Here is an 18,185-nt window from a genome sequence, read left to right as displayed (position 1 = left end):
ACTATATCTTTATTGTGTAGTTTTCAATCACTAAATTTGCAAGCAACACCTCACACATAGATTCCACTTCTTTTTTGACTTCTTCTTTATTATTATTGGCAATCTCTAGCGTAATAACCTTACCTGTTTTCACCCCTTGAATACCTTTAAAACCCAGCGATTCCAATGCGTGATGAACAGCCTTTCCTTGCGGATCTAAAACCCCTTCTTTCAACCCAATAATCACTTCTACTTGCATCATTTACCTTAGTTTAGGATTCTTTTTAAAATCTCTGCATACGCCATTTTGACATTGCCTAAATCCTGCCTAAAGCGATCTTTATCTAACTTTTCCTTCGTGTCTTTATCCCAAAATCTACAAGAATCTGGTGTGATTTCATCAGCAAGTAAGATATTCCTATCTTTATCCACTCCAAATTCTAATTTAAAATCCACTAAAATGAGATTCTTTTTATCAAAAAAGTCACGTAAAACATCATTAACTTCACGCCCAATTTTACGCAATTTATCCAAAGCTTCCACAGATTTTACACAATTTAAAAGGAGTGCGTGTTCATCATTAATTAAAGGATCGCCTAACGCATCATCTTTATAATAAAATTCCACAAGAGCAAAGGGCAGTGCCTCCCCCTCTTGAATCCCTAAACGCTTACTTAAAGAACCTGTTGCAACATTACGCACAACCACTTCAATGGGAATAATCTTTACAAGCTTACAAAGCATCAAGTTATCCGCCAAAATCTCCACATAATGCGTTTGGATTCCATTTTTTTCTAAAAGTTTAAAAATCTCGGTAGAAATTTTGCAATTTAAAACACCTTTACCCTGCTCGCTCCCCCTTTTTTCAGCATTAAATGCCGTTAAATCATCTTTAAACTCAGAAATCACAAGATTCTCATCATCGGTTTTATAAAGCTTTTTCCCTTTACCTTCATAAAGGAGTTCTTTTTGTGTAGCTTGCACTTTTTGCCCCTTATAAGACTTTAAAGACTTTCAAAACATCAATGGCACTTTTTAATTGAATGTCTTGTAAAATTTGCTTTTGCGTGATTGTGGTTTTAGGATCACTTTGTTTTCTCTCTTTTTTATCCACTTTTGCTAGCTCACTTTCTAAATGTTTTTGTAAATCTGCTTCCTTAATGCTAAAACCATTGTTTTCATCGGGCACTGCACCTGGGGCAACTTCAATATCTGGCGTTACTCCCACAGCCTGAATTGTTCGCCCACTTGGCAAATAATAACGCGCAATAGTTAAACGCAATGCTTCCTTTTTCTCTGTTGGCAAAATAACTTGCACACTTCCCTTACCAAATGTTCCCTCACCCACTAGCACTCCACGCTTATTATCTTGAATCGCACCTGCAACAATCTCACTTGCACTCGCACTTCCATTATTAATTAAAACAACAAGCGGAATCGTAGCATAAGGCGTATTACCTGTTGCGCGATACACAATATTTTCATCCTTAATTCTCCCTTTTTGAGACACAATAATGCCATCTTTGATGAATAAATCACTAAGTCCAACTGCTTGATTTAAAAGTCCTCCCGGATTATTACGCAAATCAAGCACAATTCCATCAATTTTTTTGTATTTTTTTAGCTCTTCACCAACGCGTTGTGTAATGTTTTTATCAAAAGAAGTTATACGCAAATACACATAATCTGTATCTATGATTTGCTTAGAATACACCGATTCCACTTTAATATTATCGCGCACAATTTCAAACACTAAGGGTTTTGGTTCATTTTTACGCACAATGGTTAGAGTAACCTTTGTTTTTGGCGCACCACGCATTTTATTAACCGCATCATCAATCCCCATACTAAGCGTGCTTTCATCATCTATTTTTAGAATAATATCCCCACTTTTTAACCCCGCCTTATCGCCCGGAGTGCCTTCAATAGGCGCAACGATTGTTAGCGCATTATCCTTTAGGGAAATTGTGATTCCAATGCCGCCAAATTGCCCATCAGTTTGAATCTTTAAATCTTCAAACTTCTTTTCGTCTAAATACGCTGAGTGTGCATCAAGATTGGAAAGCATTCCATCAATTGCCTTATCCACAATCTCATTGAGTGTTAGCTCATCAACATAATACTTCTCCACCGTTCCAATAACTTTGCGCAATTTATTATACGCATCAAGCCGTGACTCATCTTGCGCAAAAAGAGCACTTTGCACACCAATTAAAGCCACACTAACAAGCAAAAACATCTTATTGAAGCCTAGTTTATTCATTGTTACAACCTAAGTTTAAAATTTTTAGATTTTAGCGCAATCTTAATAAAATAAAGATTATTTTTTATGGTGCAAATGGATATACAATTGCAAAACTTCCAAACTAGCAGGCGTTACACCGCTAATCTCACTTGCTTCAAATAAACTTTTAGGATTAAATTTTTTAAGTTTTTCAACCACTTCTAAACTTAACCCCGGAAGTCCATCAAATACAAAATCTTGCGGAATCTCAATGCTTAACATCTCATCCATATTATCAATCATATCTTGTTGTTTTTGGATATAGTTACAATACTTTGCTTCGACTAAAATCTCCTCTAATGCACGCTCTGAATAGTTTGCAAAGGGGCAATTCTCCACTTCTTGAATCTTTAAAAGTTTAGACACATCAAAACTACGGCGACCAACAATCGTTCCCCAATGTGTTTTATCGCTAATTCTATCCTCACCAATAGCATTTAAAAATTTCAACACCAAAGCACTTGGCGTTACAGATGTGTGCTTTAGCCATTTTAAACCTTCTTTAATAGCTATCTTATCTTTTTGCAACTCTTTATACTCCTCTTCCTCCATTAATCCTAAAGAATACGCAAGCTCACCAAGCCTAAAAATCGCATTTCCTTCACGCAAAAGCAAGCGGTATTCCGCACGCGAGCTAAACATTCTATAAGGCTCTTTTGTGCCTTTTGTAACCAAATCATCTATCATTACACCAAGATAGGCTTCGTTGCGCTTTAATACAACCTCCTCATTACCTTGCGCACTCAAAGCCGCATTAATTCCGGCAATTATCCCCTGTGCGCCGGCTTCTTCATAGCCTGTTGTGCCATTAATTTGCCCTGCACAATAAAGATTCCGTATTTTCTTAGTTTCTAGCGTGTGTTTTAATGCTGTGGGATTAATATAATCATACTCAATGGCATAACCATAACGCACAATCTCTGCATTTTCTAAACCCTCAATGCTATGAATCATCGCTTCTTGCACATCAAAGGGCAAGGAAGTTGTTAAACCATTAATGTAATACTCATTTGCTTCTAGCGTTTGTGGCTCTAAAAACAGCTGATGCCGCTCTTTATCACTAAAGCGATTCACCTTATCTTCAATGCTAGGACAATATCTAGGACCTATCCCTTCAATTTGCCCCGTAAACATTGGCGCGCGATGAAAATTTTCTCTAATAATTGCGTGTGTTTTTGCATTTGTGTAAGTTACATAACAAGGGAGTTGCACGGGATTAAAGGGATTTTCTCCAAGTTCTTTTTGGGTTTTTTTGCTAAAAAATGGAGCAGGCGTATCACCATAGTGCTTCTCTAAAATCTCAAAATTAATGCTGCTTGCCTTAATACGCGCGCAAGTGCCTGTTTTTAATCTCCCAACATCAAGCCCTAATTCCCTTAAATTCTCTCCTAGCTCCATTGCTGGTGGCTCCCCTGCGCGTCCATTGCTAGAAGTGTTTTCTCCAATGTGGATTTTCCCGCGCAAAAATGTGCCTGTTGTTAGCACCACTTTTTTTGCGCGATAAACCTTGCCAATGGCTGTTTTTACGCCAATTATGGAATCTTTTTCTAACACTAGCGATTCCACAATTTGCTGGGATATTTCTAGGTTTTTTGTGCGGTAGCAAATATCCCTAGCAAGAATTTTGTATCTGTCCATATCAATTTGCGCACGCGTTCCACGCACAGCAGGACCTTTTGAAGCATTAAGGGTTCTAAATTGGATTCCGCTTTTATCTGTAATGTAACCCATAACTCCACCAAGTGCGTCAATTTCTTTGACCAAATGCCCTTTGCCAAGCCCACCAACAGCGGGATTACAACTTGCTGCTCCAATTTGCTCTACAAGCATTGTTAAAAGCAAGGTTTTACAATCCATTTTTGCCGCCACAATAGAAGCTTCAATCCCTGCGTGTCCGCCACCAATGACAATTACATCATATTCCATCTTAACCCTTAAAGATTCCAAATTTTATGCAATTATAATCAAAAGATTTTTAACGCACAAGATTGCTAATGTATTTAGCAAATTCTGCGTTTCCCTTTGGTGTTAGGTGGATAAAATCCATAAAAAGTGTTTCTTTGGATTCCTTTATCGCTGCATTTCCATCATAAAGAGTAAAATCTCTTGGCATTGCTTTAAAAGCTTCAATCAAAGAGATTTCCCGCTTTGTATCCTCGTATGCAATGTTTTTAAAGTCTTTTAATGTTGCAGAATAATTTTCTTTCTCTTCTCTACTCCATTCTTTTTTGCAAGCAAGCAAAGGCGTAATAATAGGATAAAACTTCCCTCCATAACTTTTCACCATTGCATTAAATTGCTCTAAGCGCGTTTGTAGGGCTTCTAAAATTGCTGTATCAGTATTTAGCGTAGGCTTTTCCCCTGCTTGTAAAAGTTGATATTTCATTGGAAGAATACTTTGCGTTAAATCCCTATAATCTTTTTCCAACAAACCTCCTCCATAAAAGATTGCGTGCTGCTCCAATAATTTTTCACAACTTATCCTGCCTGAAAAAATATCCACCCCAAAGAAAACTGCTATAACAATTTCAGGCTTTAAGGGATAAATCAAAGAGGTATAAAGCATAAATTGTTCATAAAGTGTATAGCCACTAATTCCAAAATTTAAAAGGATTCTAGGATTTTTATGCGCTTTTTGTAATGCTTGCAATTTAAAAACTAATGTATCACTCTCATTATCCACATAACTTTCTTGCATTGTGCTTGGACCAAAAAGCGCAACGATTTGCTTTTGCGACTCTCTTTGTTGCAAAGCTTTAAACTCCACTGGATGCTTAAAGAAAAAATTTTTGTCCTGTTTAGTTAAATCAATCGGCAAAGCAATTCCGGGATAATACATTAGAGCACTATTGCGCGTGCCATATTTAAAAAGTTTTGCAAAAATGGTTAAATCCTTACATTGCTCTTCCACACTTTTATGTGTTTGCATATCCTGCAATAGTCTTTCTTGCTTCCTTTGCCTATATTCTTTTAAAATCTGCTCCCAAACAAACTCTTTTGCTAACAAACTTCCAATAAAGGTTTTTGGATTCCTATATTTTTCTTTAATAATCATTAAATATTTTTCATAATATCCGTTTAATGCTTTTTCACAAATTAAGTTTTCTACAATATTCCCCCCCCCCCCCGCACAATAGTAGCTTATTTTTAATCTTTTGTGTGATTGCAGGCTTCCCACTCACTGCTATCCAATACACATCAAAGGAATCTCCAGCAACGATTTTATCCTCCAACATTGCATAAGTCATAAATCTTTCATCATCAAGCATTATAGAATCCAACGCATCATCTATAACCCTACAAACACAGCCCATATTCTCACATAAATCTAAAATCGCTTTTCCACTCCAACCAAATCCATAAATTAAAACTTTCATTCTCTCTCCTTAGAAATCTAACTCTTGTGTTAGGTTTTTAAACTTAATATCCTCTAGTTGTTTTTTAATGTGTTTATTTTCCTCTCTCAAAGAATCAATTTGCGCTTGTAGCTGAATAATGTTACGGCTTGCATAATAGATATTATTACGCATATAAATCTTAGGGATAAAAAGCACCAAAACAAACGCCATCAAACAAAATGTAACCACCACCATTTTAAAAGGAATCTCTTTTGTGTTTAAATCCATACCCTTTAATATCGCCTCACGCTCCTCCACATTTAAGCCTGTATGGATTAACATTTGCGCATTTTCCTCCTGTAAAGATGTCTGCAAATGTCTGCTATTTTTGTTAATATCTTGGAGTGGATTTTGCAATGTGGAATCGCTTTGTTGATAACGCTCTTCTAAAAAATCTAAATTCTGCTCTGAGATACGATTATCTCTTTTAAGCAAACGCTCAAAAAAGCTAAGTTTTAGAATCTTATCCTTTTTTTCTAAGCGCAAATCCTCATAAGATTCCATTGATTATTCCCCAAACTCAAAACTTCTTAGCTTTGCACTGCGTGAGCGTGGATTCCTTTTTAGCTCACTTGTATCAGCACACAAGGGCTTTTTATAAAGTTTTTTTCCCTTCCTATGCCCACCACCACAGATGCAACGCATCACATTACAATCACACACACAATCCCTCTCCCACTCTCTAAAAGCTCGCTTAACTAGCCTATCTTCAAGCGAATGAAAAGTAACAATACTAACCCTAGCACCTTGACTTAAAGGAATCTTTCCTAAAACCCTTAAAAATCGCTCTAGCTCACCCAACTCATCATTAACTGCAATTCTTAAGGCTTGAAAAGCTTGTGTTGCAGGATGAATTTTAGGGTGCTTAAAATGCTTTGCAATGAACACGCTCAAATCTTTTGCACTAGTAAATTTAGCATTTTTTCTTTTCTCTACAATCAAATGCGCCAACTTCTTATACTCTCTAATCTCTCCAAACTCCCAAAAAATCTGCTCTAACTCCCATAAAGTATAACCATTTATAATCTCTTTAGCACTTAATTGCTGCTCCCTATCCATACGCATATCAAGATTTGGCGCATCAAAGCAAAACCCCCGCTCTTTATTATCAAATTGCACAGAAGACACTCCGATATCCGCTAGGATTCCAACTATTTTTGCTTGCAACTCTTGCTGACTTAATAACTCACGCACAACCACGCTATAACGCCCCTTTTGATAAGAAAAACGCCCACCAAAAGCACTTAAACGCTTTTTGGCAAAGGCTAGCGCATCGCTATCTTGATCAATCCCTATAATCTCTAAGTTTGGATAAGCTTCTAAGAGTGCCTGCGTATGCCCACCAAAACCTAGTGTGCAATCAAGCAGGATTCCACCTTTTGCAATCCTAGCTGCATTAAAGGAATCCAAAACCTGCTCTAGCAACACAGGAATATGCGGAATATCCATTACTTCCTATGCTCCCTACTCTTTTGCACGCACAATATTTGCGCCAAGTTTTGTAAGCTTGTCTTCTAAAACTTCATAACCGCGATCTAAATGATAAATGCGATGGATTCTACTCTCCCCTTTTGCAACAAGGGCTGCAAGCACCAAAGCACTAGAAGCGCGCAAATCTGTTGCCATCACATCTGCACCAATTAGCGCACTTGCACCATTAATTGTTGCTGTGTTTCCGCGCAAGCTAATGTTTGCACCCATTCTTTGTAGTTCATTTACATGCATAAAACGATTTTCAAACAAACGCTCTTGGATGATACTGCTCCCCTCACATTGTGTTGCCAATGCCATAAATTGCGCTTGCATATCTGTTGGAAAGCCCGGATATTCTGTTGTTGATAGAGAAAAGGCATTGCGTTTTTTAGCAGGGTAAATGGTAATGGAATCTTGACTATAAGTGAGTTTAAATCCAATTTCCTCCAATCTTGCAATCACGGCACTCAAATGGCTTGCATTTACTCCGTGTAGCGTGATTTGTGAATTTGTAATCGCTCCAGCACACAAATAAGTCCCCGCTTCAATCCTATCAGCAATCACATCAATCACACTTGGCAATACCAAGCCCTCCCTATCTGTCCCAAAAATCTCAATCCTATCACTTCCAATGCCACTAATCTCTACACCACTATCACGCAGCACCTCACAGAGTTGCACAACTTCAGGCTCTTTTGCAGCATTCATAAGCGTAGTCCTACCCTTTGCCATTGCCGCTGCCATTAGGATATTTTCCGTGCCAGTTACGGTAATCTTATCAAAATTAATCACTGCTCCCTTTAACCCATCTTTTGCACTTGCAACAATATATCCACCTTCAATATGGATTGTAGCACCCATTTTTTCTAAGGCTTTAATGTGTAAATCCACAGGTCTAGCTCCAATAGCACAACCCCCGGGCAAGCTTACTGCACAATGCCCAAATCTTCCAAGCAATGGACCTAACACTAAAATAGAAGCACGCATTTTACGCACAATATCATAAGTAGCTTTTGTGCTGTTGCGTCCTGCTACATCAACACTAACAATATGCTTATCAAAACGCTCTACACAACATCCTAACATTCTTAAAAGCGTAAAAAAAGTTTCAGTATCTACCACATCAGGAAGATTCTGCAAACTGACTTTATTTTTTGAAAGCAGTGTTAGGGCAATCAGTGGCAATGCAGAATTTTTTGCTCCGGCAATAGTAATCGCACCATTTAGACGCACACCACCTTGTAATGCTAGATAATCCACCTTTGCTCCTTTTAATTCTTTTCTTAGCGTCTATCACTTTTTTAACATTATTTTTTCGCTTTATCCTCACGATTCTTAAGTGCTGAACCAATAACTGTTTCAATTTCTTTCTTATAATTTGGATTTTCCTTGACAAAAATCTCTCTGTGGCGCACAACATCATCAATGTGCATATTGGCACACTTTGAAAACGCAGCAATAAAATCAATGCAACCTTGATACTCCTTGCTATCTTTACTCGCACTACCAAAACGCATAAAATGCTCATTAAAGGCATTTAGTGCCTCCTCTAACAAACTAGAATCAGATTTTTCATCCTGAAAGATTGCGATTAAATAATCAATGTTTTTAAACTTTTGCTCTCGCCCTTTAAGTTCTTCTAAATAAGCTTGAATACGCGCATAAACAACAAACACAATTGTGAGTAAAAAAAAAGGGAGCATTAAAAGGCTAATGAACAAAAAAACAAAAAGATGGAAGGTAAGATCATACATTAGTGCATTTCACCTTTTAAGAATTTTTCATAAAAAACATTTGTTGCTTGCACAAAACCATCTACACTTCCACAATCATAACGCTTGCCTATAAATTTATAAGCGAGCACCATTCCTTTTTTGCATTGCTCTAAAAGTGCATCTGTAATTTGAATCTCGCCATTTTTGCCCGGTGCTGTATGGTGCAAAATTTCAAAAATATCCGGCGTTAAAATATAACGCCCAATAATTGCTAAATTACTTGGAGCTTTGTCTTGTGAGGGCTTTTCAATCATATTATCCACCATAAAAACATTCTTATCAATCACACGCCCAGCAATCACACCATATTTACTCACCTCCTCCCTCTCCACTTCCTCTACTGCCACAATAGAACAGCGGTATTTTTCATAGATTTTACACATCTGACTTAACACACCAAGTTCTGTATTTTCACACAAATCATCACTTAAAACCACCGCAAAAGGCTCATTGCCAATGAGTGTTTCCCCACATAAAATTGCGTGCCCTAAGCCTTTCATCTCCATTTGGCGCGTGTAAGAGAAACTACAAGCCTCTAAAATATGGCGAATATCCTTTAAATAGCTTTCTTTATTTGTGCCTTTAATTTGACTCTCTAGCTCATAGCTAATATCAAAATGATCCTCCAAAGCCCTTTTTCCACGCCCTGTAACAATTGCCATCTTATAAATTCCCGCCTCCATTGCTTCCTCTACACCATATTGGATGAGCGGTTTATTGACAATGGGCAGCATTTCCTTTGGCATTGCCTTTGTTGCTGGCAAAAAGCGCGTCCCATAACCTGCTGCGGGAAATAAACATTTTTTAATCATTTGCATTCCTTATAATAATTCCCACAAATTGCTTTGATACAATGCGTAAAAATGCGCTGCTGTGCGCGGATTGCGTGAGCCTTTTTGCGTGGCATATTGTGTCGCTTTTTGACAAATTCTCTCCCAATTTTTAGGCAATTGTTCAGCATTAAAATAACCCTTTAGCACTTCTAAATATTCCTTACTCCCTTGCGCATAAAAGCCAATACACAAGGGAAATCTATCGCTTAAGGCAATCTTATCTTCATTGCCTTCATAACCAAAAATTTCATTTTCATCATTAAATTCTGGGAGCAAATGCCTTCTATTGCTTGTTGCATAGATTCTAATGTTTTTGGGTAATTCCTCTAAACTGCCTTCTAATACACTTTTTAAACCCTTATAGTTTTCATTGATTTCAAAACTCAAATCATCGCAAAAAATAATGAACTTATAAGGCTTTTCCCTTAAAGCATCAAACACTTCTGGTAAAATCTCCAAATCCTCTTTATCCACTTGCAAAAGCCTTAATCCCTTAGCAGCATACCTTAAAAGTAAGGCTTTAACAAGTGAGCTTTTTCCACTTCCTCTAGCCCCCCATAATAAAACATTAACCCCTAAACTCTGCACCAAAAAAGATTCCGTATTAGCGCACAATAACTGAATTTCTTTTTGCACACCCACAAAGGCATCTAAACTTTTTGCTTCCACTTCTTTAATTCCGTGGATATATCCGCTTTTACGATACACTCCAGCGATGCAACTCTCCATATCCCATTGTAAATTTGGATTCCAACTTTTAGGCATTTTTAGCCTTTTTTGGCTTTTTTGTAGTGCTAGGTTTGATTTTAGATTCCAACTTTTTTGGCAAAAATTTATGCGTTAATTTCTCTTTAACGCAAGCAAACTGCACTGCTCCCCCCTTACTTAACTCCCCAAAAAGCATTGCATCACTCAAAGCATTTTTAATCTCTTTTTGAATCACTAATCCAAGCGGACGCGCCCCAAGTTCTAAATCAAATCCAACTTTTGCTAAATATTCTTTTGCACTTTTTTCTAAAATAACTTCCACACCTTTTTCTACAATTTGTGCATTTAAATCTGCAATATTTTTATCCACAATTTTTAGAATCTCTTTGTGTGAGAGCGGATTAAAAGCAATGATTGCATCAAGGCGATTCCTAAATTCTGGAGAAAAATAATCCTTAATCGCACTAGAAAAGCGTAAATTTGCATCTTGTTTAAACCCAAGCACAGGGGCTTCCTTAGAACCCACATTAGAAGTTAGAATCAAAACCACCGATGAAAAATCCACACTCTCCCCATTATTATCCGTAAGCTTTCCATAATCCATCACTTGCAAAAACACATTGAACACATCAGGATGCGCCTTTTCTACCTCATCTAAAAGCAGTAAAGTGTATGGATTTTTCTTAATCATCTCTGTTAGGATTCCACCTTTTTCATAGCCTACATATCCTGCTGCTGCACCGATTAATTGTGAGCTTGAAATGCGCTCCATATACTCACTCATATCAAGGCGTTCAAAGTTAATGTTCAATGCCTTTGCAAGCTCTTTTGCAAGCTCTGTTTTCCCAACTCCACTAGGACCACTAAAGAGAAAAGAACCAATAGGCTTATTTGGAGTGCCAAGCCCCGCTTTATTGCGTTTTAATGCACTCACAACCTCAACAATTGCACTATCTTGCCCAAAGATTCTACTTTTTAAACGCTTCTGAAGATTTTTAAGCAAATTTTTGTCATCTTTTGTGGCTTCAATTTCTGGAATCCTAGCCATTGTTGCTATCATTTTTTTAATGCTTTGCAAACTAACCTTGCCGCTTTTACCCTCTAATTTATAACTCGCACCCACTTCATCTAAGACATCAATTGCCTTATCTGGCAAAAATCTATCGTGTAAATGGCGTATGGATAAATCCACAATAGTTTGAATCGCTTCGCTAGAATAACTCACATTATGGTGTTTTTCATAATGTTTTTTTATCCCTTCTAAAATTAAAATGCTCTCCTCTCTGCTAGGCTCTTTGACTTCAATCTTTGCAAAACGGCGCGAGAGTGCCTTATCCTTATCCAAAAAGGAACGATACTCTGCATAAGTGCTAGCACCAATACAACGCAACTTCCCATTCCCAAGCATCGGCTTTAATAAATTGCTAGCATCCATACTGCCGCTATTTGTAGCACCTGCACCAATTAACATATGGATCTCATCAATAAATAAAATCACATTCCCAAGCTCTAACACCTCATCTGTGAGTGCCTTTATGCGCTTTTCAAAATCTCCTCTGTATTTTGTCCCAGCAACAAGCGCACCCATATTTAGCATATACATTTCTGTCTTTTCTAAAGGGCTAGCAATTATTTGCAAGGCTAACCCTTCAGCAACAGCCGTTTTTCCAACTCCGGGTTCTCCTACTAAAAGGGGATTATTTTTCTTTTTTCTAAGCAACACTTCAAAGCAACGGCGAATCTCCACTTCCCTACCCACAACCGGATCAATCTTCCCTTCTCTTGCCATTTGCGTAAGGTTTGTGCAATAATTTTCTAATGCGGATTCCTTTTTCTCTCCGCTTTCCTTTGTTGCATCTTTTACACCCTTATAAGGCTCGCCATTAAAATTCTCTTGATTTTCAGTAATGTATTCTAAAACATTTAGGCGTGTGATGCCTTGTGCGCTTAAAATCTGTGCGCAAAACGCCTTTTCTTCTTCTAAAATTGCCGCTAGCAAATCACTCACTTGTGCTTGTCTGCGCTGTGAGCCTTTCACATGCCCTATCATTATTTCAATCACACGCGTAACAGCTAGCGTTTCTTGAGGCATAAAACCCTCTTTTTGACGCTCAGGATAGGACTGCAAAAACTGCTTTAAATACCGCTCCACTTGCTTTTTCATAATCTCTACATTACCTCCACACTCCTGCAAGACTTTGGTAATCTTTTTATTTTCTAAAAGCGCATAGAAAATATGTTCTAGCGTTAAATATTCGTGTCCTTTATTTTTTGCTTCTTTTTGCGCATTTTGTAAAACAACATTTAATTCTTTACTAATTTCAAACATTCTAATTCTCTTATATTTTTTCTAAAATTGCACGCAAGGGATATTGTTTCTCTTTTGCCATCTTACGCACTTGGGCTGCCTTAATCTCTGCAATATCATAAGGATAGATTCCGCAAATGCCCTGTCCATTGTGGTGAATTTGTAGCATTAAATTGAGCGATTCTTCAAAATTTTTATGAAAAATAATCTGCAACACTTCCATCACAAATTCTTGCGTCGTATAATTATCATTTAATAAAATCACGCGGTAGCGGATAGGTTCTTGAATTTTCTCTAGTATTTCTGTGGTTGGATCAAATTGTGCATCTCTTGGCAAGGTATTCCTTGAAATGTTAAGATAGCGCAAATTATAGCATTTTTTGACAACTTTTCTTTTAATTAAAAATAAATTAACCAAACATCTTACTTTTAAAACCCTAGCTTAAATTAATATAAAATATAAAGAGAACTTAGCGCACTAATGCTTGCGACTTGACACGCAAAATTGCTTCTTTAATTGCATTAACATAACTTTTAGATTCCGCCTTATTTTTATAAGCAATATCAAAAGCCGTGCCGTGATCTACTGAAGTGCGAATAATAGGGAGATTAAGTGTAATATTAATACTCTCTTTAAAATACAAAGTTTTTAGCGGAATCAATCCTTGGTCGTGATACATCGCCACATAATAGCGCAAATGCTTACCAATAAAAGCAGTATCAGGCACAAGTGGTCCAATAAAGACTTCCTTGCCCAAACTTGCATTAGCAAGCTTTATTGCTTCTTTAATCACAACATCTTCATCACCCAAAACGCCAAAATCCCCAGCGTGTGGATTTAACCCAAGCACTCCACAAGGTGTTTTTAAAATATGTGGAGCAAGATTTAATAAAAACTCCTTTAGGGATTCTAAGTTAATGAGCAACGGCACTTCTTTTAAGGGAATATGATCGCTAAAGAGCGCAATATAAAGCTTTGGAGAACCTAACATCATAATGGCTTTTTGACTTTGGAATCTCTTTTTGGATTCCAACTTTTTAGATTCTAATTTGTCAAATTTACAAACTTCTCTTAAAGCTTCTGTATGCCCAACATAGGAAATCCCAGCAAGTTGCCACGCTTTTTTGTGAATGGGCAAAGTTACCAATGCTTTCGTTTTCCCTTCCAATGTTAAATTTAAAGCCTGTAAAAAACTCGCATAAGCATACGCCCCACTTTCCTTATTAATGTCTCCCGGGACAATCTTAGGAATCCTTCTTTCAAGAGAAATACATTTTAAATCTTTTGGAAGTTTAAGGTTTAAAATCCTAGCTGCCCTTTTTAGCAAACCCTTATCCACACAATACACAGGATTACAAAATTTACAGATTTTTTTATGGCTTTTTAATAAAATCTCTAAACCCACACCATTTGGATCACCAATGCTGATTGCAATTTTCATTTTAATAACACGCACCCTTTGTGTTTAAATCAAAATTCAATGCAGGATTAGGCGAGGGAATGACAAACTTAAAATCCATAGATTCTTGCTTTTTTAAAGGAGTTTTATAAATCTCTGTGTGTAAATATCTAGGTTTTATTTTGTATTTTATGCGTTGGAGCTGTTTTAAACCCTTTGGAATGAAATTTACTTCCACCACACAGCCCCTAAAGTCTAAATACCCTAGATTTTTAAGGCTACCTTCCACAAAATACACAGCATCATATTGCAAGCTCGCATTGTGTGTAAGAGTAAATTCTATTTTCTTCAAATACGATTCCATAATCCATTGATAGATAAAAGGCGACACAAGAATCAATCCCCCACTAGACAAAAACAATATCACAAAGGGAATAGCATATTTGCGTAATGCAATGCTTAATAAAAACATTAAAAGAATGATTAAAAAAAGGCTTATTAATACCAAATAATCTGTGAGCGCAAAAAAACGCTCAACATCTAGGAGTCTTAATAAATATCCTTTTAATCCGTCCATTTCTGCGCTTACTCTTCTCTTGCATTCTTCTCATCAATGCCACTTAACCCAAAACGCCTTAAAATCTCTTGCTTAATCAAATCTGGAGATATGTCCTTATAAGCTAAACCCACAAGAGAGTGATAAAGCAAATCCGCTGCTTCATAGATTATCTCTTCGCGCACACCATCCTTGATAGCAAATCCTAATTCAGAAGCTTCTTCTACAATTTTTTTCGCAATGGTATTCTCACCTTTTTGATAAAGCTTTGCTGTGTAAGAAGTCTTAGGATCACTGCATTTACGCTCTAGTAAGGTATGATATAGCACATCTACTGCCCCATAAATCGCACGCATATCCCTTTTAGATTCCATATTAGAATCCAATTTACCTTCTTTTATGTTGATTGTATTAAAAAAGCAACTCTTTTTCCCTGTGTGGCAAGCCACGCCAATTTGCTCTATACCGATTAAAATGGAATCCTTATCGCAATCAAGTGCAATTGTATGGATTTTTTGCGTGTGTCCGCTTTGCTCACCCTTCTTCCAAATGCGCCCTTTAGAGCGCGAAAAATAATGCACAAAACCACTCTTTAAACTTAACTCTAAAGCTTCTTTATCCATAAAGCCTAGCATTAAAACTTCTTGCGTTTGGTAATCCTGCGCAATAGCTGGAATCAATCCCCCGCATTTCTCCCATAAAATCTGCTCTAAAATTGCTTGCACTACAATCCTTAATTTTGGATGGAACTTGCACGCTGAGCATCTTTAGAATCCAACCAAATATTAGGAGTCGCACCACCGGGTGTTAAGAATATCTTAGCATCGCGATTATTTTGTAAGGCTTCATTAAATTTGCCTTGCACTTCAATTTGACGCAATTGCAGCAAGGGACTATTTAAACTTTGGCTAATTAGTCGGTTAGCCTTTGCTTGCGCATCTGCCTCAATAATTGTTGCATCAGCAACCCCTTTTGCAAGGGCTGCTTTTTTCTCCGCCTCTTGCTTAGCACGCTCCACTTCATATCTTGCTCGTTCTGCCTCTTGGCGTGCTACTTGCACGCGCTCAATTTGCTCTTTTATCGCAAGGGGCAAAACAATCTCTGTTAACTGAATAGATACAAGCTCCACAGGACGATTTTCAAGACCATTAATGTTTTCTCTAAAACGCTCATCAATTAAAGTTGCAATTTCATTGCGCTTAGTTGGCAACTCTTCAGCTGGAAAGCTTCCTACAACATTGCGCACAATCTCTCTAATTACAGGAGTAATAATCCTCTCTTCCCAATTCTGTCCCCAAGTTGCAATGGTTTGTGGGACACTTAAAGGATCTAGGCGATACTGCACTGCAAGCTCCACAGACACAGACAAACCTCTAGAATCAAGCACACTAATGGCTTGATTTCTCAAGCTCCCCTCATCACGAGCACGCAAATTCAATGTCTCACCGCTAGTAAATTCAGCAATCCTAACCTTTGTATTCACAGCAATGATTTTTTGGATTCCGGGAATAAAAAAATGGATTCCAGGCTGCAAAGGTATCGGATCAAACTCCCCTGTTGTAATTTTAACCCCTACTTCACCACTATTAATGATTGTAAAGGGCTTAAGCAAGAAAAATAAAACAGCCAAAATAATAACAACATAAACTCCAGCCATTTTCTTGCCACTTGGCATTGTAAAATTTGGCATTTTAGGGGATTGAAACCCGCGATTTGGATTTGGGTTAGGATTGCCATTGTTTCTATTTTCATCAGGAGTATAACCTTTATTCTTGCGTCTTAAATGTTCGTTTAAATCAATTGGCATAAAAGATTCCTTTTAATTAATATAAGTTAGCCAGTGTGCATACTTTGGATTCCGTCCTTGCACAACATCAAAATAAGCATTTTGTAATTGATGCGTAATTTCTCCACGCTTACCATTTCCAATAACACGCGCATCAAGCTCTCTAATAGGTGTAACCTCTGCGGCAGTTCCTGTAAAAAACGCTTCATCAGCAATATACACTTCATCGCGCGTGATATTACGCCGCTCCACTTGGTAACCAAGATCTTTTGCAATGGTGATTACAGAATGCTGCGTAATCGACTCTAGTGCACTATCACTTGGGGGCGTTATAATCACACCATCACGCACAATAAAAAAGCACTCCCCACTTCCCTCTGCTACCATTCCACTATCATCTAAAAGCAAGGCTTCTTCATATCCGCATTCAATCGCTTCAAATTTTGCCATTTGCGAGTTTAAATAATTCCCAGTAGCCTTTGCTTTACCAAAAAGAGATTTTGTAGAATTTCTAACAAAAGAAGAAGTCTTAACGCAAATCCCTTTTTCCAAGCCTTCATCACCTAAATATGCACCCCATTCCCAAGCAGCAATGGCTACATTAACCGGAGCTTTTTTGTGATACACGCCCATCACACCATAGCCTAGATAAATTAAAGGACGCAAATAAGCATTGCTACTAAAAGCATTATCCCTTAAAACTTCAATTTGCGCCTTTTCTAATTCCTCTTGCGTATAAGGCACATCAATCGCTACAATTTTTGCAGAATTTAAAAGTCGCTTTGTATGCTCTTTTAAGCGAAAAATTGCCATTCCCTTACCTGTCTTATAAGCTCTAGCGCCTTCAAAAACGCCATTTCCATAATGTAAGGTATGGGTTAAAATATGCACCTTTGCTTCCCTCCAAGGAATCAATTTTCCATCCATCCAAATTGATTTTGCTTCATTCATAATAAATCTCCATTCCATAGACGCACTTTCTAGGGATAAACCACTAAAATTTAGCGCAAAAACGCAGAAATATAACAAAAACTTTCTTAAAAGGTTATTTATACCTTTAGGACTTGGCAACCTAAAGCCAATGATATTAGCTTATTAAATTGTAAGTTAGTAAGTGTTAATGGTCGGAGTAGCGGGATTTGAACCCACGACCTCACCCACCCCAAGGGTGTGCGCTAGCCAGACTGCGCTATACTCCGCACAATAAGAATATAAGAATTGCAAAATGACAAAATAAAATTGCAATGCTATTCTATACAAAAAAAGATAAAAAGAAAATACTAAAAATATTAATATTTTATTTTTGTAAAATGTTTAAAAAAATTATAAAGAAATAATAATATAATTGCCTAACTGAATCGTGTTTTTACACAAGATAAATAAACTTAATCTTTACAAGGATTTCAAATGGACAAAGCAACAGAAAAGAAAATTTTAAGCTATTTAGAAAAAAAATCACTCAACAAAAGTGAACTGCACCAATACACTGAACAAATTAGTTATATGTTAAAGCTAGGGACTTCTTTAAGAAATATTTATGGATTTTTACAAGAAGAATACAACATAAAGACAAGTTACAGCAACTTTCACAATTTTGCAAAAAAGAACTTTAACTTTAGTAAGCACAAGAAAAAAATGGAATCTTAATCCAAAAAGACTCTAAGTTTTTACTAGGATAATCCTAG

19 protein-coding genes, 1 tRNA gene and 1 pseudogene are annotated in these 18,185 nt (G+C 37.1%); 1 reads left to right on the top strand and 20 read right to left on the bottom strand.

Features of this window, described 5'->3' with window-relative positions; genetic code table 11:
• Position 1: 1 nt before the first annotated feature.
• The 20 genes and pseudogenes from purS to MRZ19_RS08360 form a co-directional block, all read right to left on the bottom strand.
• Positions 2 to 238, bottom strand: coding sequence for a phosphoribosylformylglycinamidine synthase subunit PurS (gene purS / locus MRZ19_RS08455; protein WP_291031879.1), 237 nt, complete (start codon positions 236 to 238; stop codon positions 2 to 4).
• A gap of 8 nt (positions 239 to 246) precedes the next feature.
• Positions 247 to 963, bottom strand: coding sequence for a phosphoribosylaminoimidazolesuccinocarboxamide synthase (purC, locus tag MRZ19_RS08450; RefSeq protein ID WP_291031851.1), 717 nt, complete (start codon positions 961 to 963; stop codon positions 247 to 249).
• A 10-nt stretch (positions 964 to 973) separates the two neighbouring features.
• Positions 974 to 2,152, bottom strand: a pseudogene (locus MRZ19_RS08445) (S41 family peptidase); the annotation flags it as partial.
• Between the two features lie 147 nt (positions 2,153 to 2,299).
• Positions 2,300 to 4,189, bottom strand: a complete 1,890-nt coding sequence (gene mnmG / locus MRZ19_RS08440) for a tRNA uridine-5-carboxymethylaminomethyl(34) synthesis enzyme MnmG (RefSeq protein ID WP_291031849.1) — start codon at positions 4,187 to 4,189, stop codon at positions 2,300 to 2,302.
• 49 nt (positions 4,190 to 4,238) lie between these two features.
• Complete coding sequence (locus tag MRZ19_RS08435) at positions 4,239 to 5,441, bottom strand: hypothetical protein (protein WP_291031848.1); 1,203 nt, start codon at positions 5,439 to 5,441, stop codon at positions 4,239 to 4,241.
• On the bottom strand, positions 5,353 to 5,640 hold the full coding sequence (locus MRZ19_RS08430; protein WP_291031847.1) for a hypothetical protein: 288 nt from the start codon (positions 5,638 to 5,640) through the stop codon (positions 5,353 to 5,355). Before MRZ19_RS08430 ends, MRZ19_RS08435 begins: the two co-directional genes overlap by 89 nt.
• A 9-nt stretch (positions 5,641 to 5,649) precedes the next feature.
• On the bottom strand, positions 5,650 to 6,165 hold the full coding sequence (locus MRZ19_RS08425) for a hypothetical protein (RefSeq protein WP_291031846.1): 516 nt from the start codon (positions 6,163 to 6,165) through the stop codon (positions 5,650 to 5,652).
• A 3-nt stretch (positions 6,166 to 6,168) separates the two neighbouring features.
• The gene (gene rsmH, locus MRZ19_RS08420; protein ID WP_291031845.1) at positions 6,169 to 7,110 is read right to left on the bottom strand and encodes a 16S rRNA (cytosine(1402)-N(4))-methyltransferase RsmH; all 942 of its coding nucleotides are present in this window, start codon (positions 7,108 to 7,110) and stop codon (positions 6,169 to 6,171) included.
• A 15-nt stretch (positions 7,111 to 7,125) separates the two neighbouring features.
• On the bottom strand, positions 7,126 to 8,394 hold the full coding sequence (gene murA, locus MRZ19_RS08415; protein ID WP_291031844.1) for a UDP-N-acetylglucosamine 1-carboxyvinyltransferase: 1,269 nt from the start codon (positions 8,392 to 8,394) through the stop codon (positions 7,126 to 7,128).
• A 47-nt stretch (positions 8,395 to 8,441) separates the two neighbouring features.
• Positions 8,442 to 8,837, bottom strand: coding sequence for a hypothetical protein (locus tag MRZ19_RS08410; RefSeq protein ID WP_291031843.1), 396 nt, complete (start codon positions 8,835 to 8,837; stop codon positions 8,442 to 8,444).
• Positions 8,838 to 8,887: 50 nt separating this feature from the next.
• Complete coding sequence (gene galU, locus MRZ19_RS08405) at positions 8,888 to 9,721, bottom strand: UTP--glucose-1-phosphate uridylyltransferase GalU (RefSeq protein WP_291031842.1); 834 nt, start codon at positions 9,719 to 9,721, stop codon at positions 8,888 to 8,890.
• A gap of 9 nt (positions 9,722 to 9,730) precedes the next feature.
• Positions 9,731 to 10,507: an ATP-binding protein gene (locus MRZ19_RS08400; RefSeq protein WP_291031841.1), complete on the bottom strand. Its 777-nt coding sequence runs from the start codon at positions 10,505 to 10,507 to the stop codon at positions 9,731 to 9,733.
• The gene (locus MRZ19_RS08395) at positions 10,500 to 12,779 is read right to left on the bottom strand and encodes an AAA family ATPase (protein ID WP_291031840.1); all 2,280 of its coding nucleotides are present in this window, start codon (positions 12,777 to 12,779) and stop codon (positions 10,500 to 10,502) included. Before MRZ19_RS08395 ends, MRZ19_RS08400 begins: the two co-directional genes overlap by 8 nt.
• A gap of 10 nt (positions 12,780 to 12,789) precedes the next feature.
• Positions 12,790 to 13,095: an ATP-dependent Clp protease adaptor ClpS gene (locus tag MRZ19_RS08390; protein ID WP_291031839.1), complete on the bottom strand. Its 306-nt coding sequence runs from the start codon at positions 13,093 to 13,095 to the stop codon at positions 12,790 to 12,792.
• Between the two features lie 133 nt (positions 13,096 to 13,228).
• Positions 13,229 to 14,200, bottom strand: a complete 972-nt coding sequence (gene pdxA / locus MRZ19_RS08385; protein ID WP_291031838.1) for a 4-hydroxythreonine-4-phosphate dehydrogenase — start codon at positions 14,198 to 14,200, stop codon at positions 13,229 to 13,231.
• 1 nt (position 14,201) lies between these two features.
• Complete coding sequence (locus MRZ19_RS08380) at positions 14,202 to 14,735, bottom strand: DUF2393 family protein (protein ID WP_291031837.1); 534 nt, start codon at positions 14,733 to 14,735, stop codon at positions 14,202 to 14,204.
• 8 nt (positions 14,736 to 14,743) lie between these two features.
• Positions 14,744 to 15,439 (bottom strand): bifunctional phosphoribosyl-AMP cyclohydrolase/phosphoribosyl-ATP diphosphatase HisIE, encoded by a 696-nt coding sequence (hisIE, locus tag MRZ19_RS08375; protein ID WP_291031836.1) that lies wholly within the window; start codon positions 15,437 to 15,439, stop codon positions 14,744 to 14,746.
• An 8-nt stretch (positions 15,440 to 15,447) separates the two neighbouring features.
• Positions 15,448 to 16,521: an SPFH domain-containing protein gene (locus tag MRZ19_RS08370; RefSeq protein WP_291031835.1), complete on the bottom strand. Its 1,074-nt coding sequence runs from the start codon at positions 16,519 to 16,521 to the stop codon at positions 15,448 to 15,450.
• A 12-nt stretch (positions 16,522 to 16,533) separates the two neighbouring features.
• Positions 16,534 to 17,451: a branched-chain amino acid transaminase gene (locus MRZ19_RS08365; RefSeq protein WP_291031878.1), complete on the bottom strand. Its 918-nt coding sequence runs from the start codon at positions 17,449 to 17,451 to the stop codon at positions 16,534 to 16,536.
• A gap of 170 nt (positions 17,452 to 17,621) precedes the next feature.
• A tRNA-Pro gene (locus tag MRZ19_RS08360) sits at positions 17,622 to 17,699 on the bottom strand.
• A gap of 208 nt (positions 17,700 to 17,907) precedes the next feature.
• Here MRZ19_RS08360 and MRZ19_RS08355 point away from each other — a divergent pair.
• The gene (locus MRZ19_RS08355; RefSeq protein ID WP_291031834.1) at positions 17,908 to 18,147 is read left to right on the top strand and encodes a hypothetical protein; all 240 of its coding nucleotides are present in this window, start codon (positions 17,908 to 17,910) and stop codon (positions 18,145 to 18,147) included.
• Positions 18,148 to 18,185 lie beyond the last annotated feature (38 nt).

Source organism: Helicobacter sp. (assembly GCF_022770205.1).
In the GTDB taxonomy this organism is placed as follows: domain Bacteria; phylum Campylobacterota; class Campylobacteria; order Campylobacterales; family Helicobacteraceae; genus Helicobacter_D.
Note: the sequence above shows the minus strand (reverse complement) of the source record. Positions and strands in the feature narration are given on the sequence as shown.

Coding starts and splice junctions, on each gene's coding strand:
- MRZ19_RS08365 (WP_291031878.1), bottom strand. CDS start 17,451: ATGAATGAAGCAAAATCAATTTGGATGGATGGAAAATTGATTCCTTGG.
- galU (WP_291031842.1), bottom strand. CDS start 9,721: ATGATTAAAAAATGTTTATTTCCCGCAGCAGGTTATGGGACGCGCTTT.
- MRZ19_RS08355 (WP_291031834.1), top strand. CDS start 17,908: ATGGACAAAGCAACAGAAAAGAAAATTTTAAGCTATTTAGAAAAAAAA.
- MRZ19_RS08400 (WP_291031841.1), bottom strand. CDS start 10,507: ATGCCTAAAAGTTGGAATCCAAATTTACAATGGGATATGGAGAGTTGC.
- MRZ19_RS08430 (WP_291031847.1), bottom strand. CDS start 5,640: ATGAAAGTTTTAATTTATGGATTTGGTTGGAGTGGAAAAGCGATTTTA.
- mnmG (WP_291031849.1), bottom strand. CDS start 4,189: ATGGAATATGATGTAATTGTCATTGGTGGCGGACACGCAGGGATTGAA.
- MRZ19_RS08370 (WP_291031835.1), bottom strand. CDS start 16,521: ATGCCAATTGATTTAAACGAACATTTAAGACGCAAGAATAAAGGTTAT.
- purS (WP_291031879.1), bottom strand. CDS start 238: ATGCAAGTAGAAGTGATTATTGGGTTGAAAGAAGGGGTTTTAGATCCG.
- rsmH (WP_291031845.1), bottom strand. CDS start 7,110: ATGGATATTCCGCATATTCCTGTGTTGCTAGAGCAGGTTTTGGATTCC.
- MRZ19_RS08425 (WP_291031846.1), bottom strand. CDS start 6,165: ATGGAATCTTATGAGGATTTGCGCTTAGAAAAAAAGGATAAGATTCTA.
- MRZ19_RS08380 (WP_291031837.1), bottom strand. CDS start 14,735: ATGGACGGATTAAAAGGATATTTATTAAGACTCCTAGATGTTGAGCGT.
- MRZ19_RS08410 (WP_291031843.1), bottom strand. CDS start 8,837: ATGCTCCCTTTTTTTTTACTCACAATTGTGTTTGTTGTTTATGCGCGT.
- MRZ19_RS08395 (WP_291031840.1), bottom strand. CDS start 12,779: ATGTTTGAAATTAGTAAAGAATTAAATGTTGTTTTACAAAATGCGCAA.
- pdxA (WP_291031838.1), bottom strand. CDS start 14,200: ATGAAAATTGCAATCAGCATTGGTGATCCAAATGGTGTGGGTTTAGAG.